Origin of the sequence: Pseudomonas sp. KU43P (assembly GCF_033095865.1) — a bacterium.
Lineage (GTDB): Bacteria > Pseudomonadota > Gammaproteobacteria > Pseudomonadales > Pseudomonadaceae > Aquipseudomonas.
Window position 1 is genome coordinate 4,844,137 of the sequence record NZ_AP019365.1, and the last position, 25,247, is coordinate 4,869,383.

General features: G+C 62.9%; 23 protein-coding genes. 10 read left to right on the forward strand and 13 right to left on the reverse strand.

The genetic code is table 11. From position 1 onward, the window contains the following. Nucleotides 1-135: 135 nt before the first annotated feature. The 6 genes from KU43P_RS22145 (at nt 136) to KU43P_RS22170 (ending at nt 9,755) form a co-directional block, all read left to right on the forward strand. Nucleotides 136-1,473 (forward strand): imelysin family protein, encoded by a 1,338-nt coding sequence (locus tag KU43P_RS22145; protein ID WP_317659619.1) that lies wholly within the window; start codon nt 136-138, stop codon nt 1,471-1,473. 256 nt (nt 1,474-1,729) lie between these two features. Then, nucleotides 1,730-3,157 (forward strand): di-heme oxidoredictase family protein, encoded by a 1,428-nt coding sequence (locus tag KU43P_RS22150; protein ID WP_317659621.1) that lies wholly within the window; start codon nt 1,730-1,732, stop codon nt 3,155-3,157. 19 nt (nt 3,158-3,176) lie between these two features. Beyond that, a complete protein-coding gene (locus tag KU43P_RS22155; protein WP_317659622.1) occupies nt 3,177-4,241 on the forward strand; it encodes an imelysin family protein in 1,065 nt (354 codons plus the stop codon). Between the two features lie 2 nt (nt 4,242-4,243). Next, nucleotides 4,244-5,341, forward strand: coding sequence for a DUF1513 domain-containing protein (locus KU43P_RS22160; protein ID WP_317659623.1), 1,098 nt, complete (start codon nt 4,244-4,246; stop codon nt 5,339-5,341). A 207-nt stretch (nt 5,342-5,548) separates the two neighbouring features. Beyond that, nucleotides 5,549-6,697 carry an efflux RND transporter periplasmic adaptor subunit gene (locus KU43P_RS22165; RefSeq protein ID WP_317659624.1) on the forward strand — a complete coding sequence of 383 codons (1,149 nt, stop codon included), beginning with the start codon at nt 5,549-5,551 and terminating at the stop codon, nt 6,695-6,697. A gap of 13 nt (nt 6,698-6,710) precedes the next feature. Continuing rightward, nucleotides 6,711-9,755 carry a multidrug efflux RND transporter permease subunit gene (locus KU43P_RS22170; RefSeq protein ID WP_317659625.1) on the forward strand — a complete coding sequence of 1,015 codons (3,045 nt, stop codon included), beginning with the start codon at nt 6,711-6,713 and terminating at the stop codon, nt 9,753-9,755. Between the two features lie 77 nt (nt 9,756-9,832). Here the strand turns inward: KU43P_RS22170 and KU43P_RS22175 are convergent, their stop codons facing one another. The 5 genes from KU43P_RS22175 to colR all read right to left on the reverse strand — a co-directional run bounded on the left by KU43P_RS22175 (nt 9,833) and on the right by colR (nt 13,536). Continuing rightward, nucleotides 9,833-10,063, reverse strand: a complete 231-nt coding sequence (locus KU43P_RS22175) for a hypothetical protein (protein WP_317659626.1) — start codon at nt 10,061-10,063, stop codon at nt 9,833-9,835. After that, nucleotides 10,060-10,761 (reverse strand): lipopolysaccharide kinase InaA family protein, encoded by a 702-nt coding sequence (locus tag KU43P_RS22180; protein ID WP_317659627.1) that lies wholly within the window; start codon nt 10,759-10,761, stop codon nt 10,060-10,062. The genes KU43P_RS22175 and KU43P_RS22180 overlap by 4 nt, the downstream gene beginning before the upstream one ends. A 6-nt stretch (nt 10,762-10,767) precedes the next feature. Continuing rightward, a complete protein-coding gene (locus KU43P_RS22185) occupies nt 10,768-11,448 on the reverse strand; it encodes a class I SAM-dependent methyltransferase (protein ID WP_317659628.1) in 681 nt (226 codons plus the stop codon). 110 nt (nt 11,449-11,558) lie between these two features. Continuing rightward, nucleotides 11,559-12,863, reverse strand: coding sequence for a sensor histidine kinase (locus tag KU43P_RS22190; RefSeq protein ID WP_317659629.1), 1,305 nt, complete (start codon nt 12,861-12,863; stop codon nt 11,559-11,561). Next, a complete protein-coding gene (colR, locus tag KU43P_RS22195; protein ID WP_003255215.1) occupies nt 12,853-13,536 on the reverse strand; it encodes a two-component system response regulator ColR in 684 nt (227 codons plus the stop codon). Before colR ends, KU43P_RS22190 begins: the two co-directional genes overlap by 11 nt. Before the next feature lie 181 nt (nt 13,537-13,717). Here colR and KU43P_RS22200 point away from each other — a divergent pair, with 181 nt between their 5' ends. Next, complete coding sequence (locus KU43P_RS22200; RefSeq protein WP_317659631.1) at nt 13,718-14,446, forward strand: phosphatase PAP2 family protein; 729 nt, start codon at nt 13,718-13,720, stop codon at nt 14,444-14,446. Between the two features lie 95 nt (nt 14,447-14,541). Here the strand turns inward: KU43P_RS22200 and groL are convergent, their stop codons facing one another. The 5 genes from groL to KU43P_RS22225 all read right to left on the reverse strand — a co-directional run bounded on the left by groL (nt 14,542) and on the right by KU43P_RS22225 (nt 19,120). Next, entirely contained in the window at nt 14,542-16,182 is a 1,641-nt protein-coding gene (gene groL, locus KU43P_RS22205) for a chaperonin GroEL (RefSeq protein ID WP_317659632.1), read from the reverse strand. Nucleotides 16,183-16,230: 48 nt separating this feature from the next. Further along, entirely contained in the window at nt 16,231-16,524 is a 294-nt protein-coding gene (locus tag KU43P_RS22210; protein ID WP_012274036.1) for a co-chaperone GroES, read from the reverse strand. A 240-nt stretch (nt 16,525-16,764) separates the two neighbouring features. Further along, on the reverse strand, nt 16,765-17,226 hold the full coding sequence (locus KU43P_RS22215) for an FxsA family protein (protein WP_317659633.1): 462 nt from the start codon (nt 17,224-17,226) through the stop codon (nt 16,765-16,767). A gap of 67 nt (nt 17,227-17,293) precedes the next feature. Then, complete coding sequence (locus KU43P_RS22220; protein WP_317659634.1) at nt 17,294-18,025, reverse strand: HugZ family protein; 732 nt, start codon at nt 18,023-18,025, stop codon at nt 17,294-17,296. A gap of 84 nt (nt 18,026-18,109) precedes the next feature. Beyond that, nucleotides 18,110-19,120 (reverse strand): DUF481 domain-containing protein, encoded by a 1,011-nt coding sequence (locus KU43P_RS22225; RefSeq protein WP_317659635.1) that lies wholly within the window; start codon nt 19,118-19,120, stop codon nt 18,110-18,112. Between the two features lie 152 nt (nt 19,121-19,272). On the opposite strand from KU43P_RS22225, the gene KU43P_RS22230 reads away from it, so the two are divergent. Together KU43P_RS22230 and KU43P_RS22235 are read left to right on the forward strand one after the other, a co-directional pair. After that, a complete protein-coding gene (locus KU43P_RS22230) occupies nt 19,273-19,626 on the forward strand; it encodes an MGMT family protein (protein ID WP_317659636.1) in 354 nt (117 codons plus the stop codon). Nucleotides 19,627-19,669: 43 nt separating this feature from the next. Beyond that, the gene (locus tag KU43P_RS22235; RefSeq protein WP_317659637.1) at nt 19,670-21,217 is read left to right on the forward strand and encodes an AmpG family muropeptide MFS transporter; all 1,548 of its coding nucleotides are present in this window, start codon (nt 19,670-19,672) and stop codon (nt 21,215-21,217) included. 114 nt (nt 21,218-21,331) lie between these two features. Here the strand turns inward: KU43P_RS22235 and KU43P_RS22240 are convergent, their stop codons facing one another. From KU43P_RS22240 to KU43P_RS22250, 3 genes are all read right to left on the reverse strand, one after another. Beyond that, nucleotides 21,332-22,576: an MFS transporter gene (locus tag KU43P_RS22240; protein ID WP_317659639.1), complete on the reverse strand. Its 1,245-nt coding sequence runs from the start codon at nt 22,574-22,576 to the stop codon at nt 21,332-21,334. A 201-nt stretch (nt 22,577-22,777) separates the two neighbouring features. Continuing rightward, the gene (locus tag KU43P_RS22245) at nt 22,778-23,617 is read right to left on the reverse strand and encodes a mechanosensitive ion channel family protein (RefSeq protein WP_317659640.1); all 840 of its coding nucleotides are present in this window, start codon (nt 23,615-23,617) and stop codon (nt 22,778-22,780) included. Nucleotides 23,618-23,730: 113 nt separating this feature from the next. Beyond that, on the reverse strand, nt 23,731-24,216 hold the full coding sequence (locus KU43P_RS22250; protein ID WP_317659642.1) for a YajQ family cyclic di-GMP-binding protein: 486 nt from the start codon (nt 24,214-24,216) through the stop codon (nt 23,731-23,733). 100 nt (nt 24,217-24,316) lie between these two features. On the opposite strand from KU43P_RS22250, the gene KU43P_RS22255 reads away from it, so the two are divergent. Next, nucleotides 24,317-25,234 (forward strand): putative 2-dehydropantoate 2-reductase, encoded by a 918-nt coding sequence (locus KU43P_RS22255; RefSeq protein ID WP_317659644.1) that lies wholly within the window; start codon nt 24,317-24,319, stop codon nt 25,232-25,234. The last annotated feature ends 13 nt before the right edge of the window (nt 25,235-25,247 follow it).

Consider the following 25,247-nt stretch of genomic DNA (forward strand, 5'->3'; position numbering starts at 1 on the left):
TGGACGCTCTTTTACATGAATTGCGCGCCGGCCCCTTTACAGCAAATGCAAATCTTTCGCATGATGTTGCCGTTTCGCGTGCCACGGCGCACGGCACAACCCTTGGTCCAACCACACGACGCAGGAAAACCAATAATGATTCGAATGCCTCTGGCCTCCGCCAGTCTGCTGGCCATCGCCATCGCCCTCGCCGGTTGCGGCGAAGGCAAGGATGACAAGGCTGCCGCCCCGCAAGCTCAGGCACCTGCTGCCGCCAGCACCACCGCTGCGGCGCCTGGGGCTGTCGATGAAGCGGCCGGCAAGGCCGTGGTCAAGCATTACACCGACATGGTCTATACCGTGTACAGCGACTCGCTGAGCACCGCCAAGACCCTGCAAAGCGCCGTCGACGCGTTCCTCGCCAAGCCCAACGACGACACCTTGAAAGCCGCCAAGGCTGCCTGGGCCGCCGCACGCGTCCCTTACCTGCAGAGTGAGGCGTTCCGCTTCGGCAACACCATCATCGACGACTGGGAAGGCCAGGTGAACGCCTGGCCCCTGGACGAAGGCCTGATCGACTACGTCGACAAGAGCTACGAGCACGCCCTGGGCAACCCCGCGGCCAGCGCCAACATCATCGCCAACACCGAGATCCAGGTCGGCGAAGAGAAGGTCGACGTCAAGGACATCACGCCCGAGAAGCTGGCCAGCCTGAACGAACTGGGCGGCTCCGAAGCCAACGTCGCCACCGGCTACCACGCCATCGAATTCCTGCTGTGGGGCCAGGACCTCAACGGCACCGGCCCTGGCGCGGGTGCTCGCCCGGCTTCGGACTACCTCGAAGGCAAAGGCGCCACCGGCGGCCACAACGAGCGTCGCCGCGCCTATCTGAAGGCCGTGACCGACCTGCTGGTGAAAGACCTCGAAGAGATGGTCGGTAACTGGGCACCGAACGTCGCCGACAACTACCGCGCCACCCTGGAAGCCGAACCCGTGGCCGACGGCCTGCGCAAGATGCTGTTCGGCATGGGCAGCCTGTCGCTGGGCGAACTGGCCGGCGAGCGCATGAAAGTCTCGCTGGAAGCCAACTCGCCGGAAGACGAGCAGGACTGCTTCAGCGACAACACCCACTACTCGCACTTCTACGACGCCAAGGGTATCCGCAACGTCTACCTGGGCGAGTACACCCGTGTCGACGGCACCAAGCTGACCGGCCCGAGCCTGTCGTCGCTGGTGGCCAAGGCCGACCCGGCAGCCGACGCAGCCCTGAAGGCCGACCTGGAAAACACCGAAGCGAAGATCCAGGTGATCGTCGACCACGCCCTCAAGGGTGAGCACTACGACCAGCTGATCGCCGCCGACAACGCTGCCGGCAACCAGATCGTGCGTGATGCCATCGCTTCGCTGGTCAAGCAGACCGGTGCCATCGAGCAGGCTGCTGGCAAGCTGGGTATTGCCAACCTGAACCCGGATACCGCCGATCACGAATTCTGATTCGGACAGTTGTGGTTCGGAAAGAGGCGGCCTTCGGGTCGCCTTTTTCATGTTCCGGCCCTATCGCCGGCATGCCGGCCTCCGCAGGGGGAGCACAAGGCTTGAGGCCTGTGGTGTTCCCTGTGGGAGCCAACTTGCCGGCGATAGGGCCAGACCTGCCAGCAATTTCATCTGGCAATTGCAAATTGCTCTTATTCAAACATCCCTGTCCTGCTAAGCTTGCACGCCGGTTTTTAGTCCACGCCCAGGATTGTGCATGTCCTCGTCGCTGTCCCGACTCTCTCCCCTGCTGCTGGCCCTCGCCCTCGCTGCCTGTGACGACGCCCCGCGTTTCACTCAGGCCGAGCCGGGCGAAGCGTTGTCGGCTGGCCAGGCAACCGTACAGCGCAGCGACCGTAATGCCTTTTCCCTGCCCTCGGCCAACCTGACGCCAGAGCGTCGCCTGGACTTCGCCGTGGGCAACAGCTTCTTCCGTAACCCTTGGGTGATCGCCCCGTCCACCACCACTGCACGTGACGGCCTAGGCCCGCTGTTCAACACCAACGCCTGCCAGAACTGCCACGTGCGCGACGGCCGCGGCCATCCGCCCGAGCCTGGCGACAGCAACGCGGTATCGATGTTGGTGCGTCTGTCCATTCCCGACCAGCCGTACCTGGCCAAACAGATCGAGCGCCTGGGCGTGGTCCCCGAGCCGGTCTATGGCACCCAGCTGCAAGACATGGCCATCCCCGGTGTAGAACCCGAGGGCAAGGTGCGCGTGAGCTACACCACCCAAACCGTCAACTTCAAGGACGGTCACCCAGTCGAATTGCGCCGCCCTGCCCTGCAGATCACCCAGCTCGGCTACGGGCCGATGCACCCCGATACCCGCTTCTCGGCCCGCGTGGCGCCACCGATGATCGGCTTGGGCTTGCTCGAAGCCATTCCCGAGGCCGACATCCTGGCCAACGAAGACCCCGACGATCGCAACCGCGACGGCATTCGCGGCCGCGCCAACCGGGTGTGGGACGACGCCCAGGGCAAGACCGTGGTCGGCCGCTTCGGCTGGAAGGCCGGGCAGCCCAACGTCAAGCAACAGAACGTGCATGCCTTTGCCGGCGACATGGGCCTGACCAGCACCCTGCAACCCAAGGACGACTGCACCCAGGCGCAAACCGCCTGCCTGGCAGCGCCCAATGGCGATGGTGCCGGCGACGAGAAGGAAGTCAGCGACAACATCCTGCGCCTGGTGACTTTCTACACCCGCAACCTCGGCGTGCCTGCCCGCCGTGACGTGGGTGCGCCGCAAGTGCTGGCCGGCAAGAACCTGTTCTTCCAGGCCGGCTGCCAGGGCTGCCACACCCCGCAGTTCACCACCGCCCGAGACGCCGCCGAACCGGAACTGGCCGGGCAGGTGATCCGCCCCTACAGCGACCTGCTGCTGCACGACATGGGCCCCGGTCTTGCCGACGAGCGTACCGAATTCGCCGCCAACGGCCAGGACTGGCGCACACCGCCGTTGTGGGGTATCGGCCTTACCGAGGCGGTCAGTGGCCACACCCAGTATCTGCATGACGGCCGCGCCCGCAACCTGCTCGAAGCCGTGCTCTGGCACGGCGGTGAAGCCCAGGCGGCGCGCGACCATGTATTGACCTTCAATGCCGAACAGCGCGCCGCGCTGCTGGCGTTCCTGAACTCACTTTAAAACGCGCAAGGAGCCGGGCATGTTCCGACCCAAACTGTTGTTCACCAGCCTCGCCGCACTCGCTCTTGGGGCCTGCTCGCCGCAGGATCCACAGGCCGTGACCTCCGCTGCCATCGCCAAGCAGGTGATCCTGCCGACCTACAGCCGCTGGGTCGAAGCCGACCGCCAGCTGGCCAGCAGCGCCCTGGCTTACTGCGAAGGCAAGGCAAGCCTGGAAACCGCGCGCGCCGACTTCCTCAACGCACAAAAAGCCTGGGCCGAACTGCAGCCATTGCTGGTTGGCCCTCTGGCCGAAGGCAACCGTGCCTGGCAGGTGCAGTTCTGGCCTGACAAGAAGAACCTGGTCGGTCGCCAGGTCGAGCAACTGGTGAACGGTGACAAGCCGGTCGATGCCGCCGCCCTGGGCAAGGCCAGCGTCGTCGTGCGCGGCCTGTCGGCCTACGAGTACATCCTGTTCGACAGCAAGCCAGACATCGCCACCGCCGAGCAGAAAGCCCGCTACTGCCCGCTGCTGGTTGCCATTGGTGATCACCAGAAGGCGCTCGCCGAAGAGATCCTGAAGAGCTGGAACAGCACCGACGGCATGCTGTCGCAGATGACCAAGTTCCCCAACCAGCGCTACGCCGATTCCCACGAAGCGATCGCCGACCTGCTGCGCGCCCAGGTGACTGCCCTGGATACGCTGAAGAAGAAGCTGGGCGCACCAATGGGTCGCCAGAGCAAGGGCATCCCGCAGCCGCTGCAGGCCGAAGCCTGGCGCAGCCACTCGTCGCTCAAGAGCCTGGAAGCTAGCCTCAAGGCCGCCCAGGCAGTCTGGGTGGGTGTCGACAACCAAGGCCTGCGCGGCCTGCTGGGCAGCGATCAGAAAGCCCTGGCGCAAAAAATCGACGACGCCTACGCTAGCGCCCTCAAGCTGCTGGCCGACAACCACAAGACCCTGGGCGAGCTGCTGGCCGACGACGCCGGCCAACAAAGCCTGAACCAGATCTACGACGCGCTCAACGTCGTGCATCGCCTGCACGAAGGCGACCTGGCCAAGGCGTTGAACATTCAACTGGGCTTCAATGCCAACGACGGTGACTGATCATGCTGCGACGCCAGGCAATCAAACTCGGTAGCGTACTGCTCAGCGCCCTGACACTGGGCGGCTGGAGCCTGTTCCGCAACAAAGGCAGCGAACCCTTGCTGCTGTCGGCGCGTGACGATGGCGACGGCAAGCATTACGCGGTCGGGTTTCGCCTGGACGGCACCCAGGTGTTCAGCACCCAGGTGGGCCAGCGTTGCCATGCCATCATCAACCACCCGAGCTTACCGATCGCCCTGTTCGTCGCGCGCCGCCCTGGCACCGAGAGTTACCTGGTCGACCTGCGCGACGGGCGCCTGCTGCAAACCATCACCTCGCAGCCTGGCCGCCATTTCTACGGCCACGCGGTGATCCACCACGGCGGTGAATGGCTGTACGCCACCGAAAACGACACTACCGACCCGGGCCGTGGCGTATTGGGTGTCTACCGATTCGAAGGTGAACGCCTGGTGCACACCGGCGAGATTCCGACCCACGGCATCGGCCCCCACGAAGTGGCCTGGCTCCCCGACGGCGAAACCCTGGTGGTGGCCAACGGTGGTATCCGCACCGAGGCCGAAAGCCGGGTCGAGATGAACCTCGATGCCATGCAGCCAAGCCTTGTGCTGATGCAGCGCGACGGAACCCTACTGAGCAAGGAAACCCTGGCCCAGCAAATGAACAGCGTGCGCCACCTGGCGGTGGGCAGCGACGGTACCGTGGTCGCCTGCCAGCAGTTCATGGGCGATGCCGATGAAACTGCAGAGCTGCTGGCGATCAAGCGCCCGGGCGAGCCGTTCAAGGCTTTCCCGGTGCCTGAGCGGCAATTGCAGTCGATGGCCCAGTACACCGCCAGCGTGGCTATCCACAGCGACCTGCGCCTGGTGGCACTGACCGCGCCGCGGGCCAACCGCCTGTTCATCTGGGACCTGGACAGCGGCGCGGTGAAGCTCGATGCGCCGATGCCGGACTGTGCCGGTGTCGGGGCGGTGCAGGATGGCTTCGTGGTGACTTCCGGGCAGGGACGTTGCCGATTCTATGATTGCCGCAAGGCTGAACTGATCGGGCAACCGATGAACTTGCCTTCCGGTTTCTGGGACAACCATCTGCACCTGGCCTGAACCGACCCTATCGCCGGCAAGCCGGCTCCCACACTGGAAGCATGTTGCGTACCTGTGGGAGCCGGCTTGCCGGCGATAGGGCCGGTTCAGACAATCCATTTCCCCCACCGCCAAAAACAGTCAATACTTCCCCCATCCACACGTGGGCAGGATCGCCCGTTGTCGTGCCAGAACGAATAACAACCACGTATCCAAGGAACCGGACTTATGCTGCGCCGCCGCATGCTCATCATGTTGGCCGTCGTTGTGCTGATCGTGCTGGCCCTGGGGGGCTACAAGGCATTCTCGATCTACCAGCAGATCCAGATGTTCAGCGCCCCGAGGCCGCCCATCACCGTGGCCGCGGCCCTGGCTGAAGAACGCCAGTGGCAGGAGCGCCTGCCCGCCGTCGGCAGCCTCAAGGCTCTGCAAGGGGTCGAACTGAGCCTGGAAGTGGAAGGAATCGTCAAGTCCCTGCACTTCGACTCGGGCCAGAAGGTCAAAGCCGGGCAGCTGTTGCTGCAACTCAACGATGATCAGGAAACCGCCCTGCTCGGCACTGCCCAGGCCGATCTAGGCCTGGCCAAAGTCGACTTCGGTCGCGGTAGCCAACTGGTGGGCGATTCGGCAATCTCTCGCGGCGAGTACGATCGCCTTACCGCCCAGTACCGGCGCAACCAGGCCGTGGTCGACCAGCTCAAGGCGTCCAAGACCAAGAAGAGCATCAGCGCTCCGTTCAGCGGCACCATTGGCATCCGCCAGGTGGATGTCGGCGACTACCTGGCCGCCGGCGCGGTGATTGCCACCTTGCAGGACCTGTCCAGCCTGTATGTCGACTTCAACGTGCCTGAGCAGGCCTTGCCCCATCTGAGCCTGGGCCAGCAGGTTCAGGTGCAAGTGGCCGCGTATCCAGGCCAGACCTTCCCTGCCAGCCTCAGTGCGATCAACCCCAAGGTCGAGGAAAGCACCCGCAACCTGCTGGTACGCGCGACCATGGCCAACCCAGACGGCAAACTGCTGCCGGGCATGTTCGCCAACCTGCTGGTGCTGTTGCCAAACCCCCGCCCGCAGGTGGTGGTGCCGGAAAGCGCCATCACCTACACCCTGTATGGCAACTCGGTATACGTCGCCGTGCCCAAGCAGGACAAGGACGGCAAGCCGCAGCAGGATGACCAGGGCCATCCGCAACTCACCGCGGAACAACGCACGGTACAGACCGGCGAGCGGCGCGATGGCGTGGTCGTGGTCACCAAGGGGCTCAAGGCCGGCGAGCAGGTGGTGACCGCCGGGCAGCTCAAACTCACCCCCGGCGCGGCCATCCGCATCGGCCAGGACACCGCGCTCAAGCCCGAACAGGGCACCCCGCGCGCGGACTGACCAGGAGGCAGGCATGGCGTTCACCGACCCCTTCATCCGTCGCCCGGTCCTGGCCAGCGTGGTCAGCCTGCTGATCCTGCTGTTGGGTTTCCAGGCCTGGAGCAAGCTGCAGATCCGCCAGTACCCGCAAATGGAAAACGCCCTGATCACGGTGACCACCGCCTACCCCGGGGCCAACGCCGAAACCATCCAGGGCTACATCACCCAGCCGCTGCAACAGAGCCTGGCCAGCGCCGAGGGCATCGACTACATGACCTCGGTAAGCCGGCAGAACTTCTCGGTCATCTCCATCTATGCGCGGATCGGCGCCGACAGCGACCGGCTGTTCACCGAGCTGCTGGCCAAGGCCAACGAAGTGCGCAACCAGCTCCCGCAAGATTCCGAAGACCCCGTACTGAGCAAGGAAGCGGCCGATGCCTCGGCGCTGATGTACATCAGCTTCTACAGCAAGGAAATGAGCAACCCGCAGATCACCGATTACCTGTCGCGGGTGATCCAGCCGAAGCTGGCCACCTTGCCCGGCATGGCCGAGGCGGAAATCCTCGGCAACCAGGTGTTCGCCATGCGCATCTGGATCGACCCAGTGAAACTGGCCGGCTTTGGCCTCTCGGCCACGGATGTGACCAACGCCGTGCGCCGCTACAACTTCCTGTCTGCGGCGGGCGAGGTAAAAGGCGAATACGTGGTCACCAGCATCAACGCCAGTACCGAGTTGAAGTCGGCCGAGGCTTTTGCCGCACTCCCCGTCAAGACGGCGGGCGACAGCCGCGTGCTGCTGGGCGATGTGGCGCGGGTCGAGATGGGCGCGGAAAACTACGACACGGTCAGCTCGTTCGACGGTACCCCGTCGGTGTACATCGGCATAAAGGCTACCCCCGCTGCCAACCCCCTGGAGGTGATCAAGGAAGTGCGGCGGATCATGCCGGAGCTGGAGAGCCAGCTACCATCGGCGCTCAAGGCATCAATCGCCTACGACGCCACGCTGTTCATCCAGGCCTCCATCGACGAAGTGATCAAGACCCTCGGCGAAGCAGTGTTGATCGTCATCGTGGTGGTGTTCCTGTTCCTCGGCGCCCTGCGCTCGGTGCTGATACCGGTGGTGACCATTCCGCTGTCGATGATCGGCGTGCTGTTCTTCATGCAGATGATGGGCTATTCGCTCAACCTGCTGACGCTCCTGGCGATGGTGCTGGCCATCGGCCTGGTGGTGGACGATGCCATCGTCGTGGTGGAGAACATCCATCGGCACATGGAAGAAGGCAAGTCGCCGTTCGACGCAGCCCTTGAGGGCGCACGGGAAATTGCCATGCCGGTGGTGTCGATGACCATCACCCTGGCGGCGGTGTACGCGCCCATTGGCTTCCTGACCGGGCTCACGGGCGCCTTGTTCAAGGAGTTCGCCTTGACCCTCGCAGGCGCGGTGATCATCTCGGGTATCGTCGCCCTGACCCTGTCACCCATGATGTGCGCCCTGCTGCTGCGCCAAGAACAGAGCCCCAGCGGCTTGGCCCACCGCCTGGACCAACTGTTCGAGCGCCTGAAAGTGCGCTACCAGCGCATCCTGCACACCACCCTGGACAGCCGCCCGGTGGTGCTGGTATTCGCCGTGATCATCCTGTGCCTGATCCCGGTGCTGCTCAAGTTCACCCAGAACGAACTGGCACCGAACGAAGACCAGGGTGTGATCTTCATGATGAGCAGCTCGCCGCAGCCGGCCAACCTCGACTACCTCAATGCCTACACCGACCAGTTCACGCCCCTGTTCAAGACCTTCCCCGAGTACTACTCATCGTTCCAGATCAACGGTTTCAATGGGGTGCAAAGCGGTATCGGCGGCTTTCTGCTCAAGCCCTGGAACGAGCGCGAGCGCACGCAGATGGAACTGCTGCCGCTGGTACAAGCCAAGCTCGAAGAAATCGGCGGCCTGCAGATCTTCGGTTTCAACCTGCCGTCGCTACCTGGCACCGGTGAGGGCCTGCCGTTCCAGTTCGTGATCAATACCGCCGGTGACTACCCGGCCCTGCTGGAAGTGGCCCAGCGGGTCAAGGAACGTGCCCAGGCCTCCGGCAAGTTTGCCTTCCTCGACATCGACCTGGCCTTCGACAAACCCGAAGTGGTGGTCGATATCGACCGGGCCAAGGCCGCCCAGATGGGCGTGTCCATGGACACTCTGGGCGGCACCCTGGCAACCTTGCTGGGTGAAGCCGAGATCAACCGCTTTACCCTGGAAGGCCGCAGCTACAAGGTGATCGCCCAGGTCGAGCGGCCCTACCGTGACAACCCTGGCTGGCTCAACAGCTATTACGTGAAGAACGACCAGGGCCAGTTGCTGCCGCTGTCGACCCTCATCACCCTCAGTGACCGCGCCCGGCCGCGCCAGCTCAACCAGTTCCAGCAGCTCAACTCGGCGATCATCCAGGGCGTGCCGATGGTCAGCATTGGCGAAGCGCTGCAGACCGTCAGCGATATTGCCCGTGAAGAAGCCCCGGAGGGGTTCTCGTTCGATTACGCCGGTGCCGCGCGGCAGTATGTGCAGGAAGGCAGTGCGCTTTGGGTGACCTTCGGCCTGGCGCTGGCGATCATTTTCTTGGTGCTGGCGGCCCAATTCGAGAGCTTCCGCGACCCGCTGGTGATTCTGGTGACGGTGCCACTGTCGATCTGCGGGGCGCTGCTGCCACTGTTCCTGGGCATTTCCAGCATGAACATCTATACCCAGGTCGGGCTGGTGACGCTGATCGGCCTGATCAGCAAGCACGGCATCCTCATTGTCGAGTTCGCCAACCAGTTGCGCGAGGAGAAGGGCCTGGGTGTGCGTGAGGCCATCGAGGAAGCGGCGGCCATACGTCTGCGGCCTGTACTGATGACCACGGCGGCGATGGTGTTCGGCATGGTGCCCCTGATTCTGGCAACGGGCGCCGGAGCGGTGAGCCGGTTCGATATCGGCACGGTGATTGCGACCGGGATGTCGATCGGGACGTTGTTTACCTTGTTTGTGTTGCCTTGCATCTACACCTTGCTGGCGCACAAGACGCAGGCCAGGGAGGCTGTTGCCGCCTGATCTCGCTGGCGATTGGAGGCAGCATTGAAAAAGCAGAGGCCCCGCAATTGCGGGGCCTCAGTTTGCTCGAGCCAGGCTCAGCCGAACGGTCGCAACCCTTGCTGCATACCGAACAGGAACAGCAACAGATCCTCGTCTGCCCGGGTCTGTGCTTGAGGTTGCTTGATGGCCCGCGGCAACGCGCACTGGTCAGCCATTTCGGACTTGCTGAATACCATGGGCCGCGGCTCCTCCCAGGCAGCTACCGCCACCGTGGTCACAGCCAACCCAGCCACCAGGAACAAAGCTCGAGCGATTTCTAGTTTCATTGCCCTAACCCTTTGACAGCGCTGCCAAACGCCATCTGGTAAAAATAGAGCAGCGATTGCCATTCCGCGTCATTGAGCGACGAATGGCGGCGCAGCTGGCGAAGGTCATTACCCGCCGCGCGCTGACAACTGATGCGCCGGCGGCATTTCTCAAGATCGAGCAAAGCCACTTCGACACGGGCCTGTTCGCCCTCGCCGATCACCTTGATGAACACGTGCTTGCCATACAGGCAACCATGCTGCCAATGCCCCAGATGCATACGCGCCAGGTTGTCGGCCAAATCCTTGAGCATGCGCTCGTGCACTACTTGCGGGTAACGCTCGCGCGCCCCTTCGGCGTGCCAGGTATCGAGCTCGACGAAGCCATCCAGCGCCTCGCTGACCAGCAGCGCACGCCATTGCCTGTCGGCATCGCGCTCGGCGCCACAAAAGACGATGCGCGGCACGCGTACACCCAGCTGTTCGAAGCTGTTCAACGCGTCAAGCTCACGCAATACGGTTGGCCGGCCGAACGGATGCAGCAGGCTGCGATAGATATGCCCGACCTGGCGCTTGGCATACAGCAGCTTGCCGTTGCCATCGTCCAGCCGTTGCACACCACTCTCTCCACCGCGCCGCTGGTTGGGCTCCTCGACCCATTCGCCCTGCTGACGCCAGTAATAATCGAACCGTGACTCCTCACGCTGGGCTACAGCCATCAAACACTACCCCTTACGCAATACATAAACCCGCCACATGGCATAGAACGGCAGGAAGTCGAGGCGTTCCTGGATTCTGAAGCCGGCGGCCTTGAATTCTTCTTCAACTGTCTCTGCCGGTAACACAAAACGGTTCTGGTAGCTGTCGGGCTCGGCCTTGGCACTGCGCCGCTGCTCAAGCTTCCTGCGTCTCCAGGCCTTGAAGTTACCGTCCACCCACAATGACAGGATTACGCTGTCACGGCTAACCCTTTGGAATTCCGACAAAATTGTCTTGCGGTGAGCCGCCTCGCCAATGTGGTGAAAGAGCCGCATGCAGAAAATGCTGTCGACCGAATTGTCCGGCAGGTCGATGGCGAATGCTGAGGTCTGCAAAGGACGTACCCGCGCTACCACCTCCGGCGGTTGTGCGGCACAGGCTGTCTGGATCATCGCCTCGGAGTTGTCGGCACCGATGATCACCCGGTTCGGTTTTTCCGCCAGCAGCGGCCAGAATCGACCGGCGCCGCAAGGCAGGTCGAGTACCAATCCCGGTTCTCCGGCCAGCGCCAGGGCACGGCGTGCCAGCTGCTCGTCGCGTTTGTGGGACATGCGACGGGCCAGGCCATCCTGGTGCTTGAGGAAGTACTCCTGAGCATGTTGCTGGTCGTACTTCTCGGAAAATTCGAGTTTGATCGGGCTACGCATTGGGCATCTCCTGGCTCCATTGCGCTCACCTTAAGTAGCGAAGCGTGGGCAACAGGTTATGCCAATGTGAAAAAAATGTTATCCGCCGGGCGACATGTTTCAGCGCATTTCTAAAGATCCGTGGGGTCGATTTTCTCCGCACTCTGGCTCAAGTCGACCTGGAAGCGGCAACCATGAGGAGCCGTCGACGTCAGCGTGACGCGCCACCCCTGGTCATCACAAATGCGCTGCACCAGCGAAAGGCCCAGGCCCAAGCCCTCGCCGCGGCGCTCTTCACCCCGCACGAACGGCTGGAACATGGCTTCGCGCTGCTCTTCGGGAATGCCCACGCCACTGTCTTCCACGGTGAAGCCGGTGGGTTGCAGGCTCAGGCGTATGTAGCCGCTGTCCGTGTAGTGCGCAGCATTGCGCAGCAGGTTGCCCATCACCGATTGCAGGAAGGTGGCGTTGTACAGCAGTGGGCCGGCACTGACCCGGCCGTCGTAATACAGCGTCAGGCCCTTCTGTTCGATGGTATCGCGCCATACGCCGATCAGGTCGTCGGCGACCTCGCGCAGGTTGGCCTGGGACGCTACGGCACCCTGATCGCGCTGGGCACGGGCGAGCATCAGGAAGGTCTTGACCAGCTCGCGCATTTCTTCGGTGGCACGGGCAATCCGCTCCACCTGGCTGCGCGCACGGGTATCCAGGTTGGGGTTTTCCATGAGTAGCTCGCACGAAGTGGCCAACACCATCAGGGGCGTGCGCAATTCATGGCTGACATCGCTGGTGAACAGCCGCTCACGGGTCAGGGCATCGCGCAAGCGGCCCAGGGTATCGTCGAACGCCACCGCCAGCTGGCCCACCTCGTCCGCAGCGTAATCCGGGGCCAGCGGCGGGGCCAGGCCAAGCAGTTGGTCGCGATGGCGAACCTGGCGGGCCAGGCGGATCACCGGCGCCATCACCCGGCGGGCCAACAGCCAACCCAATACCACTGCCAGCACCAGGCTGAGCACGAAGCCGACCACGACCACAGCGAACAGCACCCGCTCGCGCTCTTCGAAATCGCTCTGGTCCTGCAGCAGCACGTAACGCCGGCCATCCACGATCTCGACCATGGCGTGGTAGGAGAGCTGGTCGCGGAACACTTCATGGAAGCCGACGTCGAGGTGGCGCAGGTCCTTGGGCAGCTCGAAATCATCACGCCCGCCGCTGAAGTAGAACAGCTGGTCGGGGCGTGGCCGGTGGCTCCAGTCGCTGACGCTGTCCATGCGCAACAGCCGTTGCAGGTCGCCCCCAAGCACCGAGGAGATCAAGCGCTCCTCGACCAGGTGCACAGTGGCGACGATGCCGAAGGCGAAGGCCCCTGCCACCAGTGCGCTCATCAGCGCAAAAGCGATGATGATGCGTTGGGCAAGGCTCTGCTTAAACTCCATCGCGACCCTCGGCGAGGCGATAGCCGACGCCATGGACGGTATGCAGCAGCGGTTTCTCGAACGGTTTGTCGATCACTTGGCGAAGCTGGTGCACGTGGCTGCGCAGGCTGTCGCTGTCGGGGCAGTCGTCGCCCCAAAGGGCTTCTTCCAGCACTTCGCGGCGCAGCACGTGCGGGCTCTTCTGCATGAGCACAGCGAGCAGCTTGAGGCCGACCGGGTTGAGCTTGAGCAGGCGGCCCTGGCGAGTGACTTCCAGGGTATCGAGGTCGTAGCTCAGGTCGGCGACCTGCAGGGTACGCCGACCGCCACCCTGGGCCCGGCGCAATACCGCTTCGATGCGCGCGGCCAGCTCGGAGAGGGCGAACGGTTTGAGCAGGTAGTCGTCGGCGCCGGAGCGGAAGCCTTGCAGGCGGTCATCGAGCTGGTCACGGGCAGTGAGCATGATAACCGGGGTATCGCGGCGGGCGTCCTCACGCAGGCGCTTGCACAGGGTGTAACCATCGATGCCTGGCAGCATGATGTCGAGCACGATCAGGTCATAGTGTTCGGTGGCGGCCAGGTGCAGCCCGGATAGGCCGTCCTGGGCGCAGTCGACGGTGTAGCCTTTCATGCCTAGGTAATCGGCCAGGTTGGCGAGAATATCGCGGTTGTCTTCAACCAAAAGAATGCGCATCGGGTTCTCCTGTGCGGCGCTTCGCGGGGGTGCGCGGCAGGCGCAGCTTAAGGCCATCGCCCGGACTGTGCCAGCCCCTCTGCAAATTCAGCGAAGTTGACAGTTTTTTCACTGATCCTTCACGGACACAGGATAGCGGGCGCTCGACAATGCCCCGTCTTTTTCGCGTGCTGGAGTCGTCATGCAACCTCCCCTTCGTCCTCGTCCGATCAACTACTGGCTGTACCTGGGCATACCTTTGGCCGCCGCAGTGGCCTTGATTCTGCTCGAACTGACGTCGGTCGACATGGACGTGGCCAACCTGTTCTTCGATCAAACAGCCGGCCAATTCGTCGGCCGCCACAGCTACCTGCTGGAAAACATCCTGCACGACCGCGTCAAGCAGGTGGTGATTCTGCTCGGCCTGCTGTCGGTGGTGGCGTTTGCCTCGAGTTTTTTCTGCAAGCGCCTGTTCGGCTGGCGCCGCGAGCTGGGTTGCCTGGTGCTTGCGCTGGGCCTGTCCACGGCTTTTGTCACACCACTCAAGAAAGTGACCCAGGTGCAATGCCCCTGGAGCCTGACCCAGTTCGGCGGCAAGGAAACCTACAGCAAACTGCTAGAGCCGCGCCCGGCCACCGACAAGCCTGGCATGTGCTGGCCAGGTGGGCATGCAGCCACCGGCTTCTGCCTGTTCGGCTTGTTCTTCATGCTGCGTGACCGTCGCCCGCGGCTGGCGCGGGTGGCGTTTGTGGTGGCTCTGCTGGCCGGCTCGGTGCTGTCGGTTGGCCGGATGATGCAAGGGGCGCATTTCCTCTCGCACAACGTCTGGACGGCCGTCTTCTGCTGGTTGATCGGTTTGGGCTCGTATTACCTGGTGCTGTATCGCAAGGGGGTAGCTCAGGCGCCAGCCGCCGAGCGCAGCCTCGCCTGACCTGAGGCCGCCTTGCGGCTTCAGTGCCCTCCACAGAAAAACGAAAAAGCCCCGCACTAGGCGGGGCTTTTTCTTGGTGCAGGGGTAAGGCTGGCTTACATCATGCCGCCCATGCCACCCATGCCACCCATGTCTGGCATGCCGCCAGCTGGCTTGTCTTCCGGCAGGTCGGCAACCATGGCTTCGGTGGTGATCATCAGACCGCCGATCGAAGCAGCTGCTTGCAGAGCCGAACGGGTGACCTTGGCTGGGTCCAGGATACCCATTTCGATCATGTCGCCGTATTCGCCGGTAGCAGCGTTGTAGCCGTAGTTGCCCGAACCTTGCTTGACCTTGTCAGCTACGACGCTTGGCTCGTCGCCGGCGTTGGCAGTGATCTGGCGCAGCGGGGCTTCAACAGCGCGACGCAGCAGGGCGATACCGACGTTCTGGTCTTCGTTGTCGCCTTTGAGGTCGACAATGGCTGCCAGGGAACGAACCAGGGCAACACCACCGCCAGGCACCACGCCTTCTTCGACAGCTGCACGGGTAGCGTGCAGGGCGTCTTCGACGCGGGCTTTCTTCTCTTTCATTTCAACTTCGGTGCCAGCACCGACCTTGATCACGGCAACACCGCCAGCCAGCTTGGCCAGACGCTCTTGCAGCTTCTCACGGTCGTAGTCCGACGAAGTTTCTTCGATCTGGGCACGGATCTGCTTGACGCGTGCCTCGATGTCACCGTCAACGCCAGCACCGTCGATGATGGTGGTGTTTTCCTTGGAGAGGATCACGCGCTTGGCGTTGCCCAGGTGCTCCAGGGTGGTGGTTTCCAGGGTCAGGCCGATTTCTTCGGAAATGACCTGGCCGCCGGTCAGAACGGCGATGTCCTGCAGCATGGCCTTGCGGCGATCGCCGAAGCCAGGTGCCTTGACCGCTGCAACCTTGACGATGCCGCGCATGTTGTTGACGACCAGAGTAGCCAGGGCTTCGCCTTCGACGTCTTCGGCAACGATCAGCAGCGGACGGCCGGCTTTGGCAACGGCTTCCAGAACTGGCAGCAGCTCACGGATGTTGGAGATCTTCTTGTCGACCAGCAGCAGCAGCGGGCCTTCCAGCTCGGCAACCATGGTGTCCGGCTTGTTGACGAAGTATGGCGACAGGTAGCCACGGTCGAACTGCATGCCTTCTACGACGGACAGTTCGTTTTCCAGGCCCGAGCCTTCTTCAACGGTGATCACGCCTTCTTTACCGACTTTTTCCATGGCTTCGGCGATGATTTCACCGATGGAGTTGTCGGAGTTGGCAGAGATGGTACCTACCTGAGCGATGGCCTTGGAATCGGCGCATGGCTTGGACAGGTTCTTCAGCTCGGCGACAACGGCAGCGGTGGCCTTGTCGATGCCGCGCTTCAGGTCCATCGGGTTCATGCCGGCAGCGACGGCTTTCAGGCCTTCGTTGACGATGGCCTGAGCCAGAACGGTAGCGGTGGTGGTGCCGTCACCGGCAGCGTCGTTGGCCTTGGAAGCGACTTCCTTGACCAGCTGGGCGCCCATGTTCTCGAAGGCGTCTTTGAGCTCGATTTCCTTGGCGACGGAAACGCCGTCCTTGGTGATGGTCGGCGCGCCGAAGCTCTTGGCCAGCACCACGTTACGGCCTTTCGGGCCCAGGGTCGCTTTTACCGCGTCAGCCAGAACGTTGACACCAACCAGCATTTTCTTACGGGCGGAATCGCCGAATTTTACGTCTTTAGCAGCCATGATCGTTTAATCCTTGAATTACTTTGGAGTAACGGGAAATCGGAGAAATCAGCCTTCGATAACGGCGAGGATTTCGTTCTCGGCCATGACCAGCAGGTCTTCGCCATCGACTTTCACGGTGTTGCTGCCCGAGTAAGGGCCGAAAACCACTTTGTCACCCACTTTCACGGCCAGCGCACGTACTTCGCCGTTTTCCAGGATGCGACCGGTGCCGACGGCAACGACTTCGCCGCGGTTTGGTTTTTCAGCGGCCGAACCCGGCAGGACGATACCGCCAGCGGTTTTCGATTCTTCTTCGCTGCGACGGATGACTACGCGGTCATGCAGAGGACGAAGCTTCATTGTCGATCTCTCCCAAATTGTGGTTTTCATCGGCCGGTATCGACACCGGCGGGTTGATGCGGTCCGGCGTTGCCGGGGGTGGTTCGCAACGGGCGAATCACCTGTGTCATGTCTGGTGTAACCACCAGAAACCTTGCGGTGACCACATACATGAGGCCGCCATATTCAATTACAAGGCTTGCCCTGAAAAATTTTCCACAGGCAGAAAAACACCGGGGCCGCTTAGTGGCCCCGGGTTGGTTACTTGTCGCGGCGCTCGTACTCGCCTTCGATCACGTTGGGCCGGTGGCCCGTGTCGCGTGGCTGCGCCTGGAACGGGTCATCCTGAAAAGCCCGCTGGCGCATGGCCTGGGCCTCGGCACGCTCGCGCAACTTGCGCGCGGCCAGGTGGCGGGTGAACGGCAGCAGGCAGAGCACGCCCAGCACGTCACTGATGAAGCCCGGCAGCAGCAGCAGGCCACCACCAACCGCCAGCATCAGCCCCTGGAACATGTCCTCGGCGGGCAGTTCACCACGCTGCAGGCTTTCACGGGCACGCAGAGCGGTGGCAAGGCCTGCCACACGCATCACCAGCACACCCAGGGCAGAACCCGCGATGATCAGCAGCAGCGCCGGGAAGAAACCGATGGCCGCGCTGACCTTGACGAAAACGAACAGCTCCAGCACAGGGAACAGGAGAAACAGCAATAGAAAAGCACGCATTGAAGCATTCCTCGATGGAAGACAACCTTCCTGTAAGACCATCACATGGATGCGTGCATTCGCATTTTCAAGCTTCGACTTCAGTCGCAGCCGGCCATTGGTCGGCGCGGGCCAGCAAAACCAGGGCTTCGCGAACTTGTGTCGGCGTATTGCAAATGGCGGGGAACGGCAACCAGTAGATGCCCTGGCCGATGCGCAGATGCATGCCTTCGCTGTCGATGCCGACCATCTGCGCCGGCGTGCCGCGCGGCAAGTCGCTCAGCTCGACGTAATGGGCGATGGCGTTGGCGTGGTCGCTGTTCATGTGTTCGATCATGCTGGCCTCGGCCTGGCCCGCGAAGGGGTTGGCCAGGGTCACCTGGTCGAGCCAATGGATCGCGCCGAAGCCGCCGATGTAACGATGGCGAACCGGCTGCAGCACCCAGAAGTCGAAGTCGTGGGCCTTGTGGTAATTGGCGGCATCGGGGAAGTAACGGTAGTAACGCTCGGCGGCCGCCTCGATGGCGGCTTCATCGACCAGCTTGTGCGCCTCGGCCATTACGGTCAGGCGGCCCACGGCCTGCACATCCTCGGCCTCGCGCTCACCCACCAGCAGCGAGCACTTGGCGTCCTTCTGCAGGTTGTGGGTGTGCTGGGCGATGCGGCTGATGAGGATCAGCGGATTGCCATGGGCATCCAGGCAGTACGGCACGACGGAACCGAACGGGAACCCAGGCATGGACTTGGAATGGGTCGAGAGCACGCCGCGGTATTCCTTGAGCAGCAGTTCCCGGGCGGGGCGAATGGCATTGGTACTCACAGAAGGCGCTCCTGACGGCGGACTGGATGGGTGACAAGATAAGCATTATCACCCGCCACTGCCAGCGCAGCGCCAAGGCATCCTTCACCAGGTCACGCCGAAGCCTGCGGTGTATCGGGTCTTGTCCAGGTCGCTTTCCCGAGTGCCGCTGATGATGTCCTTTTCCGCCTTGAGGTTGAGCGAAGCCCATTCGGTGACCTTGTAGCGCAGCCCCACCTCGGCATCCAGCGAGTAGTTGGCCACGCCCCCGAGTGGCTTGGCGAGCTCGCCATTGGTGAACAGCTGCACGTTCTTGCCGATCAGGTAACGGGTGTAGTCCCATTTGACCGCCGCAGAATAGAAGTTGTCCTTGGCGCCATCCTGGTATTCGAAATCGGTGCGGTTGACCAGCGAACCCAGCGAGAAGGCGCCCAGCTCGTCGTCCCAGAACTGATAGCCAGGGCCGGTACCCACGGTGCGCTGGCGGGACAGGTCCTCGATGTGGTCGCGCTTGTACTCCAGGCGCCCCTGCCAGAACCACTTCTCGGTGAGGAAGCGGTCGAGCGCGTATTCGGCGCTCCAGTTGTTGGTGGTGGTGACGTCGTCCTTGGACTCGCGGTTGTACTCGCCCTCGGCATTGTGCCGCCAGCGGCCGTGGCGGGCTGTGGTCTTGAAGTCGATGTCGTAGTCGTCGCTGTCGCTCTCGGCGCGCTTGTAGTCCATGGCCACGTCGACGTTGCCCTTCCACAGGAAGTCCTCGACCAATGGCTTGGGCTTCATGATTTGCTGGATGCTCGCCAGCTCCACGGTCTTGGGCGCCTCACCATTGGCCAGGGTCACCTTGCCCGCCTCGGCCGCCTTCAGCGACTTGGCCTTCTCGCCGTTGTAGGCATCCTGCTTGACCAGCAGTTCCTGATCGCTCTCCAGGGTCTGCACCTGCTTCCAGTCCAAGGCGATCGAGCCACCGTAGGGGGTCTCCAGCAGCAGCTTGCCACCGTCGAACAGGCGGATCTTGCCGCTCAGGCGGTCGCCGTTCTTCATCCACACGGTATCGGCGAAAGCCGGAGCGGCACACAGGGAGGCGGTCAACAAGCACAACAACGATCTAGAATACATAAGCGGGCTACGGGTTCGATTCGACGAAAAAAGCCGGGCATTATCCAGATACCAACGACCAGAGCAAGGACAGACCGAGCACATGCCATTGAGTTCAACTCTCATTTGCCGTGACCATTCGTCCGGTTTCATTCCAGGCCAGGGCTGCCCTGATGTCTGAGCCTTATGACCATGCCCTGGACGCGCCCGAGGCCCGACGAACGGCCCTGTATTCGGTGCTCGGCCAGGTACCGGCGGGCAAGGTGGTCAGCTACGGTCAACTTGCCGAACTGGCAGGGCTGGGCCGAGCGGCGCGATGGGTCGGCCGTACCCTCGGCCAGTTGCCCGGTGATACCCGCCTTCCCTGGCACCGGGTTCTGGGTGCAGGTGGTCGCCTGAGCCTGGCGCTGGGTACGCCAGCGGGAGATGAACAACGCGCACGGTTGCGTGCGGAGGGCGTCAATGTAACCAATAATCGTGTGGATATGACGCGCCATGGCTGGCGCCCGATGGAGCACAGCGGTTAGAGTGCGCGCTTTGTTTTCGCAAATTTGAGGCAGATGTTGGCCCATGCCCCGTAAAACCTGGCGCGCTGCGCTTGCCGCCTATGCCAGCCCGTCTACCCTGGTGCTTTTGCTGCTGGGCTTCGCCGCCGGCCTGCCCTACATGCTGGTGTTTTCGACCCTTTCAGTGTGGTTGCGCGAAGCGGGCGTGGCCCGCGAAACCATTGGCTACGCCAGCCTGATCGGCCTGGCCTATGCCTTCAAATGGGTCTGGTCGCCGCTGCTCGACCAATGGCGCCTGCCACTGCTGGGCGGTCTGGGACGACGCCGTTCGTGGCTGCTGCTTTCCCAGGCCCTGGTGGTAGTCGGCCTGGTCGGCATGAGCCTGTGCGACCCGCAACAACACCTTTCCTGGCTGATCGCCCTGGCGGTACTGGTGGCTTTCGCCTCCGCCACCCAGGACATCGCGGTCGATGCCTACCGCCTGGAGATCGCCGACGATCAACGCCAGGCTGCGCTAGCTGCCAGCTACATGGCCGGTTACCGTGTCGCAGCCCTGCTCGCCACGGCCGGCGCGCTGTTTTTCGCCGAATGGTTCGGTTCCACCGGTTTCAGCTACCTGCACAAAGCCTGGGCCGGCACTTATGTGCTGTTCGGCGTGCTGATGGTGCCCGCGCTGTTCACCACCTTGGTCATGCGTGAACCACCCGTGCCGATGCGTACCCAGCTTTCGGCTGCACGCTATGGCCTGATGCACCAGATGGCGTCGGTGTTCGTGCTGATCATCCTGCTGGTGTCGGTGCCTGCCAGTTTCACGCAGATGTTCAACACCGGCTGGTCGAGTGTCATCTCCGGCGATGCCACCCCGCTCGACCTGCTGCTCGAAGACCGTGCCTTCCTGCGCCTGATCCTGTACGTGCTGCTGACCTGGGCGTGCCTGTCGAGCCTGGGCCGCCGCGGCCTGGCACCGGTGCTCACGCCGGTCAACGATTTCATCGCCCGCTACCGCTGGCAGGCCCTGCTGCTGCTCGGGCTGATCGCTACCTATCGCATGTCGGACACGGTGATGGGGGTGATGGCCAACGTGTTCTACATCGACATGGGCTTCACCAAGGACCAGATCGCCAGCGTCAGCAAGATCTTCGGCCTGATCATGACCTTGGTCGGCGCAGGCGTCGGTGGCCTGCTGATCGTGCGCTTCGGCATCCTGCCGATCCTGTTCATCGGTGGTGTGGCGTCAGCGGCCACCAACATTCTGTTCCTCATGCTTGCCGACATGGGCCCGAACCTGGAAATGCTGGTGGTGACCATCTCGCTGGACAACTTCAGCTCAGGCCTGGCCACGTCTGCGTTCGTCGCCTACCTGTCGAGCCTTACCAACCTGAAATTCTCGGCCACGCAATATGCGCTGCTCAGTTCGATCATGCTGCTGTTGCCACGTCTGATCGGTGGCTATTCGGGGGTGATGGTAGAGAAGTTCGGTTACCACGACTTCTTCCTGATTACCGCGCTGCTGGGAGTGCCGACGCTGATCCTGATCGCCTTGCACTGGCGGCAGGAGGTTGGGCGAGGCAAGCAGGTACCGGTTGAGAATTCAGCGGCCGAGCGGCCCTGAATCCCCCTCTGGGCCCATCGCCGGCAAGCCGGCTCCCACAGGGGTATCACAGGCCTTGAGAACTGTGGTCTAACCTGTGGGAGCCGGCTTGCCGGCGATAGGCCGGTACAGCCCCTACCGAACCACTGCCCCTTCCCCCGGCCGGCCGCCCACCACGAACCACAACGGCCACAGCGCAAGCGCCCCTGCAACCCCCGCAGCCACGGCAAAGTGCAACAGGCTGGCCCCCGCCCCGATCATCGCCATCACTGCCCCACCAAGCCCCAGCAAGGCGATGGTGATCATCCCTAGCATCGCCGATACCAACCCCTTGCTCTGCTCACTGGAGAACAACGTCATGCGGTACAGCACCGCATTGGCCACGCCCAGCCCCAACGCATACAGCGACATACCCGCCACCACGCTAGTCACCGACGGCCAGTACCAGGTCGCCACCACCAGCAAGCACAAGCCGGTGAGATAGGGCCACAATGCACCACGCACCAACGCCGCCAGTGGATAACGGTCGGCGATACGGTTGATGATCAGGTTGCCCAGAATCAACCCGCCAAACACCGGCAGTTGCCACAGCGCATACGCCATCGTGCTCAGCCCTTCATCGTGAATCAGCAGCACCGGCGACAGGCCGATCCAGCCGATCAGCGGCAGGCCGACCAGGCCAAGCGCAGCGCTGCCTGCGACGAACTTGCGGTTGGCCAGCAATTGGCCGTAACCGGCCAGCAGCGGCAGCAGGTGAATCGGTGTGAAGGCCAGGCGTGAGCCGTCGCGGCGCTCAACCCCGAGGGTTTCCGGCATCAGGCGGTACAGCAGCAACCAGCACAGGACCGCACCGATGGCGAAGGCGATGAACAGCCAGCGCCAGTCCAGCCACTGCAGCATCAAGGTACCCACCAGCGGACCCAGCAGCGGTGACAGCAAGGCGATGTTCGCCAGCAGGGCCATCATCCGCACCGCGTCGGCTTCGCTGAACGCTTCGTTCAGCGCCGGGTAGCTGACCGTCACCACGAAGCCCAGGCCGATGCCCTGGAGCAAGCGCAGCACGTTGAACAGCCCGATGTCCTGCACCCAGTAGGTCGCCAGGCACGCCACGCCAAAGAATGCGCAACCGGCCAGCAGCAACGGGCGGCGGCCATAACGGTCGGCCAATGGGCCGATCAGCCACTGCAGCACCACGCCGCCGAGCAGGTACAGGTTCAAGGCGTGCGGAATGTATTCCGGGCTGGCGTTCAGGTGATCGACCACCACCGGCATTGCCGGCATGACCGCGTCGCTGGCCAGGTAGGTGAGCAGCTCGAACAGGGCCAGGGTCAGGCCGAACAAGAGGGCTCTGAGGGGCGTGATGTACAGCAGTGGCTTCATGGTGGGTTTCAGGCGAAGACAGGTAGGGGCAGGCTATATGCCAGAAATGGCGGCGCTTGGCTGTGAACAAGTGTAAAAACAAGGGGCCGCTGCGCGCCCCAATCGCCGGCAAGCCGGCTCCCACAGGAATCTAAGGTACCTGTGGGAGCCGGCTTGCCGGCGATTGGGCCGCACAGCGGCCCCCTGCTGCAACGGCGCTGGTTACTGCGCCGCCGTCTCCTGCACCACGCGAATCACGCGCTGCGGAAACGGAATGTCGATGCCCTCGGCCTTCAGCCTGTCACGCGCATGCTCATTGAGCATGAACATGACATCCCAGTAGTCACTGGTCTTGGTCCACAGCCGCAGCGACACGGTGATCGAGCTGTCACCCAGGGTGGCAACCACCGCCTGTGGCGCCGGGTCCGGCAGCACGCGCGGATCTTGCGCCAGCTCCAGCAACACGTTGCGCGCCTTCTGCAGGTCGGCCTCGTAGTCCACACCCACATCGAACACGACCTTGCGAGTCGGCTGACGGTTGGTGTTGGTGATGATGCCGTTGGACAGGCTGCCGTTGGGCATGATCACAGTCTTGTTGTCACCCGTGCGCAGCACGGTGTGGAAGATCTGGATGCTGTCGACGGTGCCCGATACACCCTGGGCCTCGATCCAGTCACCGATCCGGAACGGGCGGAACATCAGGATCAGCACGCCACCGGCGAAGTTCGCCAGGCTGCCCTGCAAGGCCAGGCCGATGGCCAGGCCGGCGGCACCGATGGCCGCGACGAACGAGGTGGTCTCGATGCCGATCATCGACGCCACGCTGACCATCAGCAGTACCTTGAGCACGATGTTGGCCAGCGTGCTGATGAAGCTCTGCAGTGCCACGTCGGCGCGCAGCCCGACCAGTTTGCCCAGGCGCGCGCTGAGCTTGTTGATCAACCACCAGCCGATGGCCAGCGTCAGCAGCGCCAGCAACAGGCGGCTGCCGTATTCCATGATCATCGGGATCCAGGTCTGCGACTGGCGGACCAGCTGATCCACCTCAGCATTCAAATCCATATTCTTCTCCTGATGCCGAGCGGCACGTACACGTAAATCGGGCCGCGCGCATTTGCGCGGCCATGGACCCCATGGACATCATTGCGCCATCGGGGTTCCGGGCAGCGCTTCGATCAGTCGCGGAAGTTGTTGAACTGCAGCGGCATGTCGAATTCCTTGGTGCGCAGCAAGGCAATGGCCTCTTGCAGGTCATCGCGCTTCTTGCCGGTGACACGCACCTGCTCGCCCTGGATCGCGGCCTGGACCTTGAGCTTGCCGTCCTTGATGGTGGCGACGATCTTCTTGGCCAGGTCCTTGTCGATCCCTTCGCGGAACTTGGCTTCCTGCTTCTTTTCCTTGCCCGAGGCGTACGGGTCCTTGGTTTCCAGGCATTTGACGTCGATCTTGCGTTTGACCAGGGCCAGGCGCAGGATTTCCAGCATTGCTTCGAGCTGGAACTCTTCCTCGGCGGTCAGCAGTACGGTCTGATCCTTGTCCTTGAACTCGAAGGTGCCTTTGCCCTTGAGGTCGTAACGACGGTCAAGATCCTTGATGGCATTGTCGACAGCGTTCTGCACTTCGTGCTTGTCCAGTTCCGATACCACGTCGAACGAAGGCATGGTTGATCTCCCAAAATAAAAGCGCGCTCGGCGTGAAGATGGAGCGCGCGGGGTTTGACGGTTAAAATGCGGACTCATTATAACGGGTTGCGAAACGCAGATGAGCAGCACCTGGCATATTCTCGGCGCCGGTAGCCTCGGCAGCCTCTGGGCCTGCCGCCTGACGCGGGCGGGCAAGGCGGCGCGGTTGATCCTGCGTGATGGGCAGCGGCTGAAGGCTTATCAACAGGCCGGCGGCCTGACCCTGGCCGAACAGGACCAGGTCAACCGCTTCGCGATCCCTGCCGAAACGGCCGACGCCAACGGGCCGATTCACCGTCTGCTGCTGGCCTGCAAGGCCTATGACGCTGCGCCAGCCGTTGCCCGTCTGGCCCCACGCCTGGCCGAGGGAGCGGAAATCATCCTGCTGCAGAATGGCCTGGGCAGCCAGGACGAGGTCGCCGATCAGGTGCCCCATGCCCGCTGTATCTTCGCCTCCAGCACCGAAGGTGCGTTCCGTGAGGACGACTGGCACGTGCGCTTTGCCGGGCAGGGGTTCAACTGGCTGGGCGACCCGGCCAACCCTGGCCTGCCCGAGTGGTTCGACGACCTGCAAGATGCCGGTATTCCTGCCCAATGGACGGTAGATATCCTCACCCGCCTGTGGCGCAAGCTGGCACTCAACTGCGCCATCAACCCGCTGACCGTGTTGCACGACTGTCAGAACGGCGGCCTGCTGGGGTACCTGGGGGAAGTCGACAGCCTGTGCTCCGAGCTGGGCACCTTGCTGCAACGTTGCGGGCAGCCCAAGGCCGCCGATAACCTGAGCGAAGAAGTGCAACGGGTGATCCTTGCCACTGCGGCCAACTACTCTTCCATGTATCAGGATGTGCGCGCTGGACGGCGTACCGAGGTGCACTACCTGCTCGGCCACGCCTGCCGTGCGGCAGCGCGCCACGGCATGGTGCTGCCACAGCTGGAACACCTGCACCAGCGGCTGGTCGATAACCTGCGAGCACGCGACTTGCCCAGCGCCTGACGCGGCCCCTACA

What these genes read in the sequence shown, in the direction of transcription:
- KU43P_RS22250 (WP_317659642.1), bottom strand. Translation starts at nt 24,216, where the DNA reads ATGCCTTCGTTCGACGTGGTATCGGAACTGGACAAGCACGAAGTGCAG.
- KU43P_RS22230 (WP_317659636.1), top strand. Translation starts at nt 19,273, where the DNA reads ATGTCTGAGCCTTATGACCATGCCCTGGACGCGCCCGAGGCCCGACGA.
- colR (WP_003255215.1), bottom strand. Translation starts at nt 13,536, where the DNA reads ATGCGCATTCTTTTGGTTGAAGACAACCGCGATATTCTCGCCAACCTG.
- KU43P_RS22255 (WP_317659644.1), top strand. Translation starts at nt 24,317, where the DNA reads ATGAGCAGCACCTGGCATATTCTCGGCGCCGGTAGCCTCGGCAGCCTC.
- KU43P_RS22180 (WP_317659627.1), bottom strand. Translation starts at nt 10,761, where the DNA reads ATGGCTGTAGCCCAGCGTGAGGAGTCACGGTTCGATTATTACTGGCGT.
- KU43P_RS22155 (WP_317659622.1), top strand. Translation starts at nt 3,177, where the DNA reads ATGTTCCGACCCAAACTGTTGTTCACCAGCCTCGCCGCACTCGCTCTT.
- KU43P_RS22210 (WP_012274036.1), bottom strand. Translation starts at nt 16,524, where the DNA reads ATGAAGCTTCGTCCTCTGCATGACCGCGTAGTCATCCGTCGCAGCGAA.
- KU43P_RS22225 (WP_317659635.1), bottom strand. Translation starts at nt 19,120, where the DNA reads ATGTATTCTAGATCGTTGTTGTGCTTGTTGACCGCCTCCCTGTGTGCC.
- KU43P_RS22175 (WP_317659626.1), bottom strand. Translation starts at nt 10,063, where the DNA reads ATGAAACTAGAAATCGCTCGAGCTTTGTTCCTGGTGGCTGGGTTGGCT.
- KU43P_RS22200 (WP_317659631.1), top strand. Translation starts at nt 13,718, where the DNA reads ATGCAACCTCCCCTTCGTCCTCGTCCGATCAACTACTGGCTGTACCTG.
- KU43P_RS22170 (WP_317659625.1), top strand. Translation starts at nt 6,711, where the DNA reads ATGGCGTTCACCGACCCCTTCATCCGTCGCCCGGTCCTGGCCAGCGTG.
- KU43P_RS22235 (WP_317659637.1), top strand. Translation starts at nt 19,670, where the DNA reads ATGCCCCGTAAAACCTGGCGCGCTGCGCTTGCCGCCTATGCCAGCCCG.
- KU43P_RS22245 (WP_317659640.1), bottom strand. Translation starts at nt 23,617, where the DNA reads ATGGATTTGAATGCTGAGGTGGATCAGCTGGTCCGCCAGTCGCAGACC.
- KU43P_RS22190 (WP_317659629.1), bottom strand. Translation starts at nt 12,863, where the DNA reads ATGGAGTTTAAGCAGAGCCTTGCCCAACGCATCATCATCGCTTTTGCG.
- KU43P_RS22150 (WP_317659621.1), top strand. Translation starts at nt 1,730, where the DNA reads ATGTCCTCGTCGCTGTCCCGACTCTCTCCCCTGCTGCTGGCCCTCGCC.
- KU43P_RS22215 (WP_317659633.1), bottom strand. Translation starts at nt 17,226, where the DNA reads ATGCGTGCTTTTCTATTGCTGTTTCTCCTGTTCCCTGTGCTGGAGCTG.
- KU43P_RS22185 (WP_317659628.1), bottom strand. Translation starts at nt 11,448, where the DNA reads ATGCGTAGCCCGATCAAACTCGAATTTTCCGAGAAGTACGACCAGCAA.
- KU43P_RS22165 (WP_317659624.1), top strand. Translation starts at nt 5,549, where the DNA reads ATGCTGCGCCGCCGCATGCTCATCATGTTGGCCGTCGTTGTGCTGATC.
- KU43P_RS22145 (WP_317659619.1), top strand. Translation starts at nt 136, where the DNA reads ATGATTCGAATGCCTCTGGCCTCCGCCAGTCTGCTGGCCATCGCCATC.
- KU43P_RS22240 (WP_317659639.1), bottom strand. Translation starts at nt 22,576, where the DNA reads ATGAAGCCACTGCTGTACATCACGCCCCTCAGAGCCCTCTTGTTCGGC.
- KU43P_RS22160 (WP_317659623.1), top strand. Translation starts at nt 4,244, where the DNA reads ATGCTGCGACGCCAGGCAATCAAACTCGGTAGCGTACTGCTCAGCGCC.
- groL (WP_317659632.1), bottom strand. Translation starts at nt 16,182, where the DNA reads ATGGCTGCTAAAGACGTAAAATTCGGCGATTCCGCCCGTAAGAAAATG.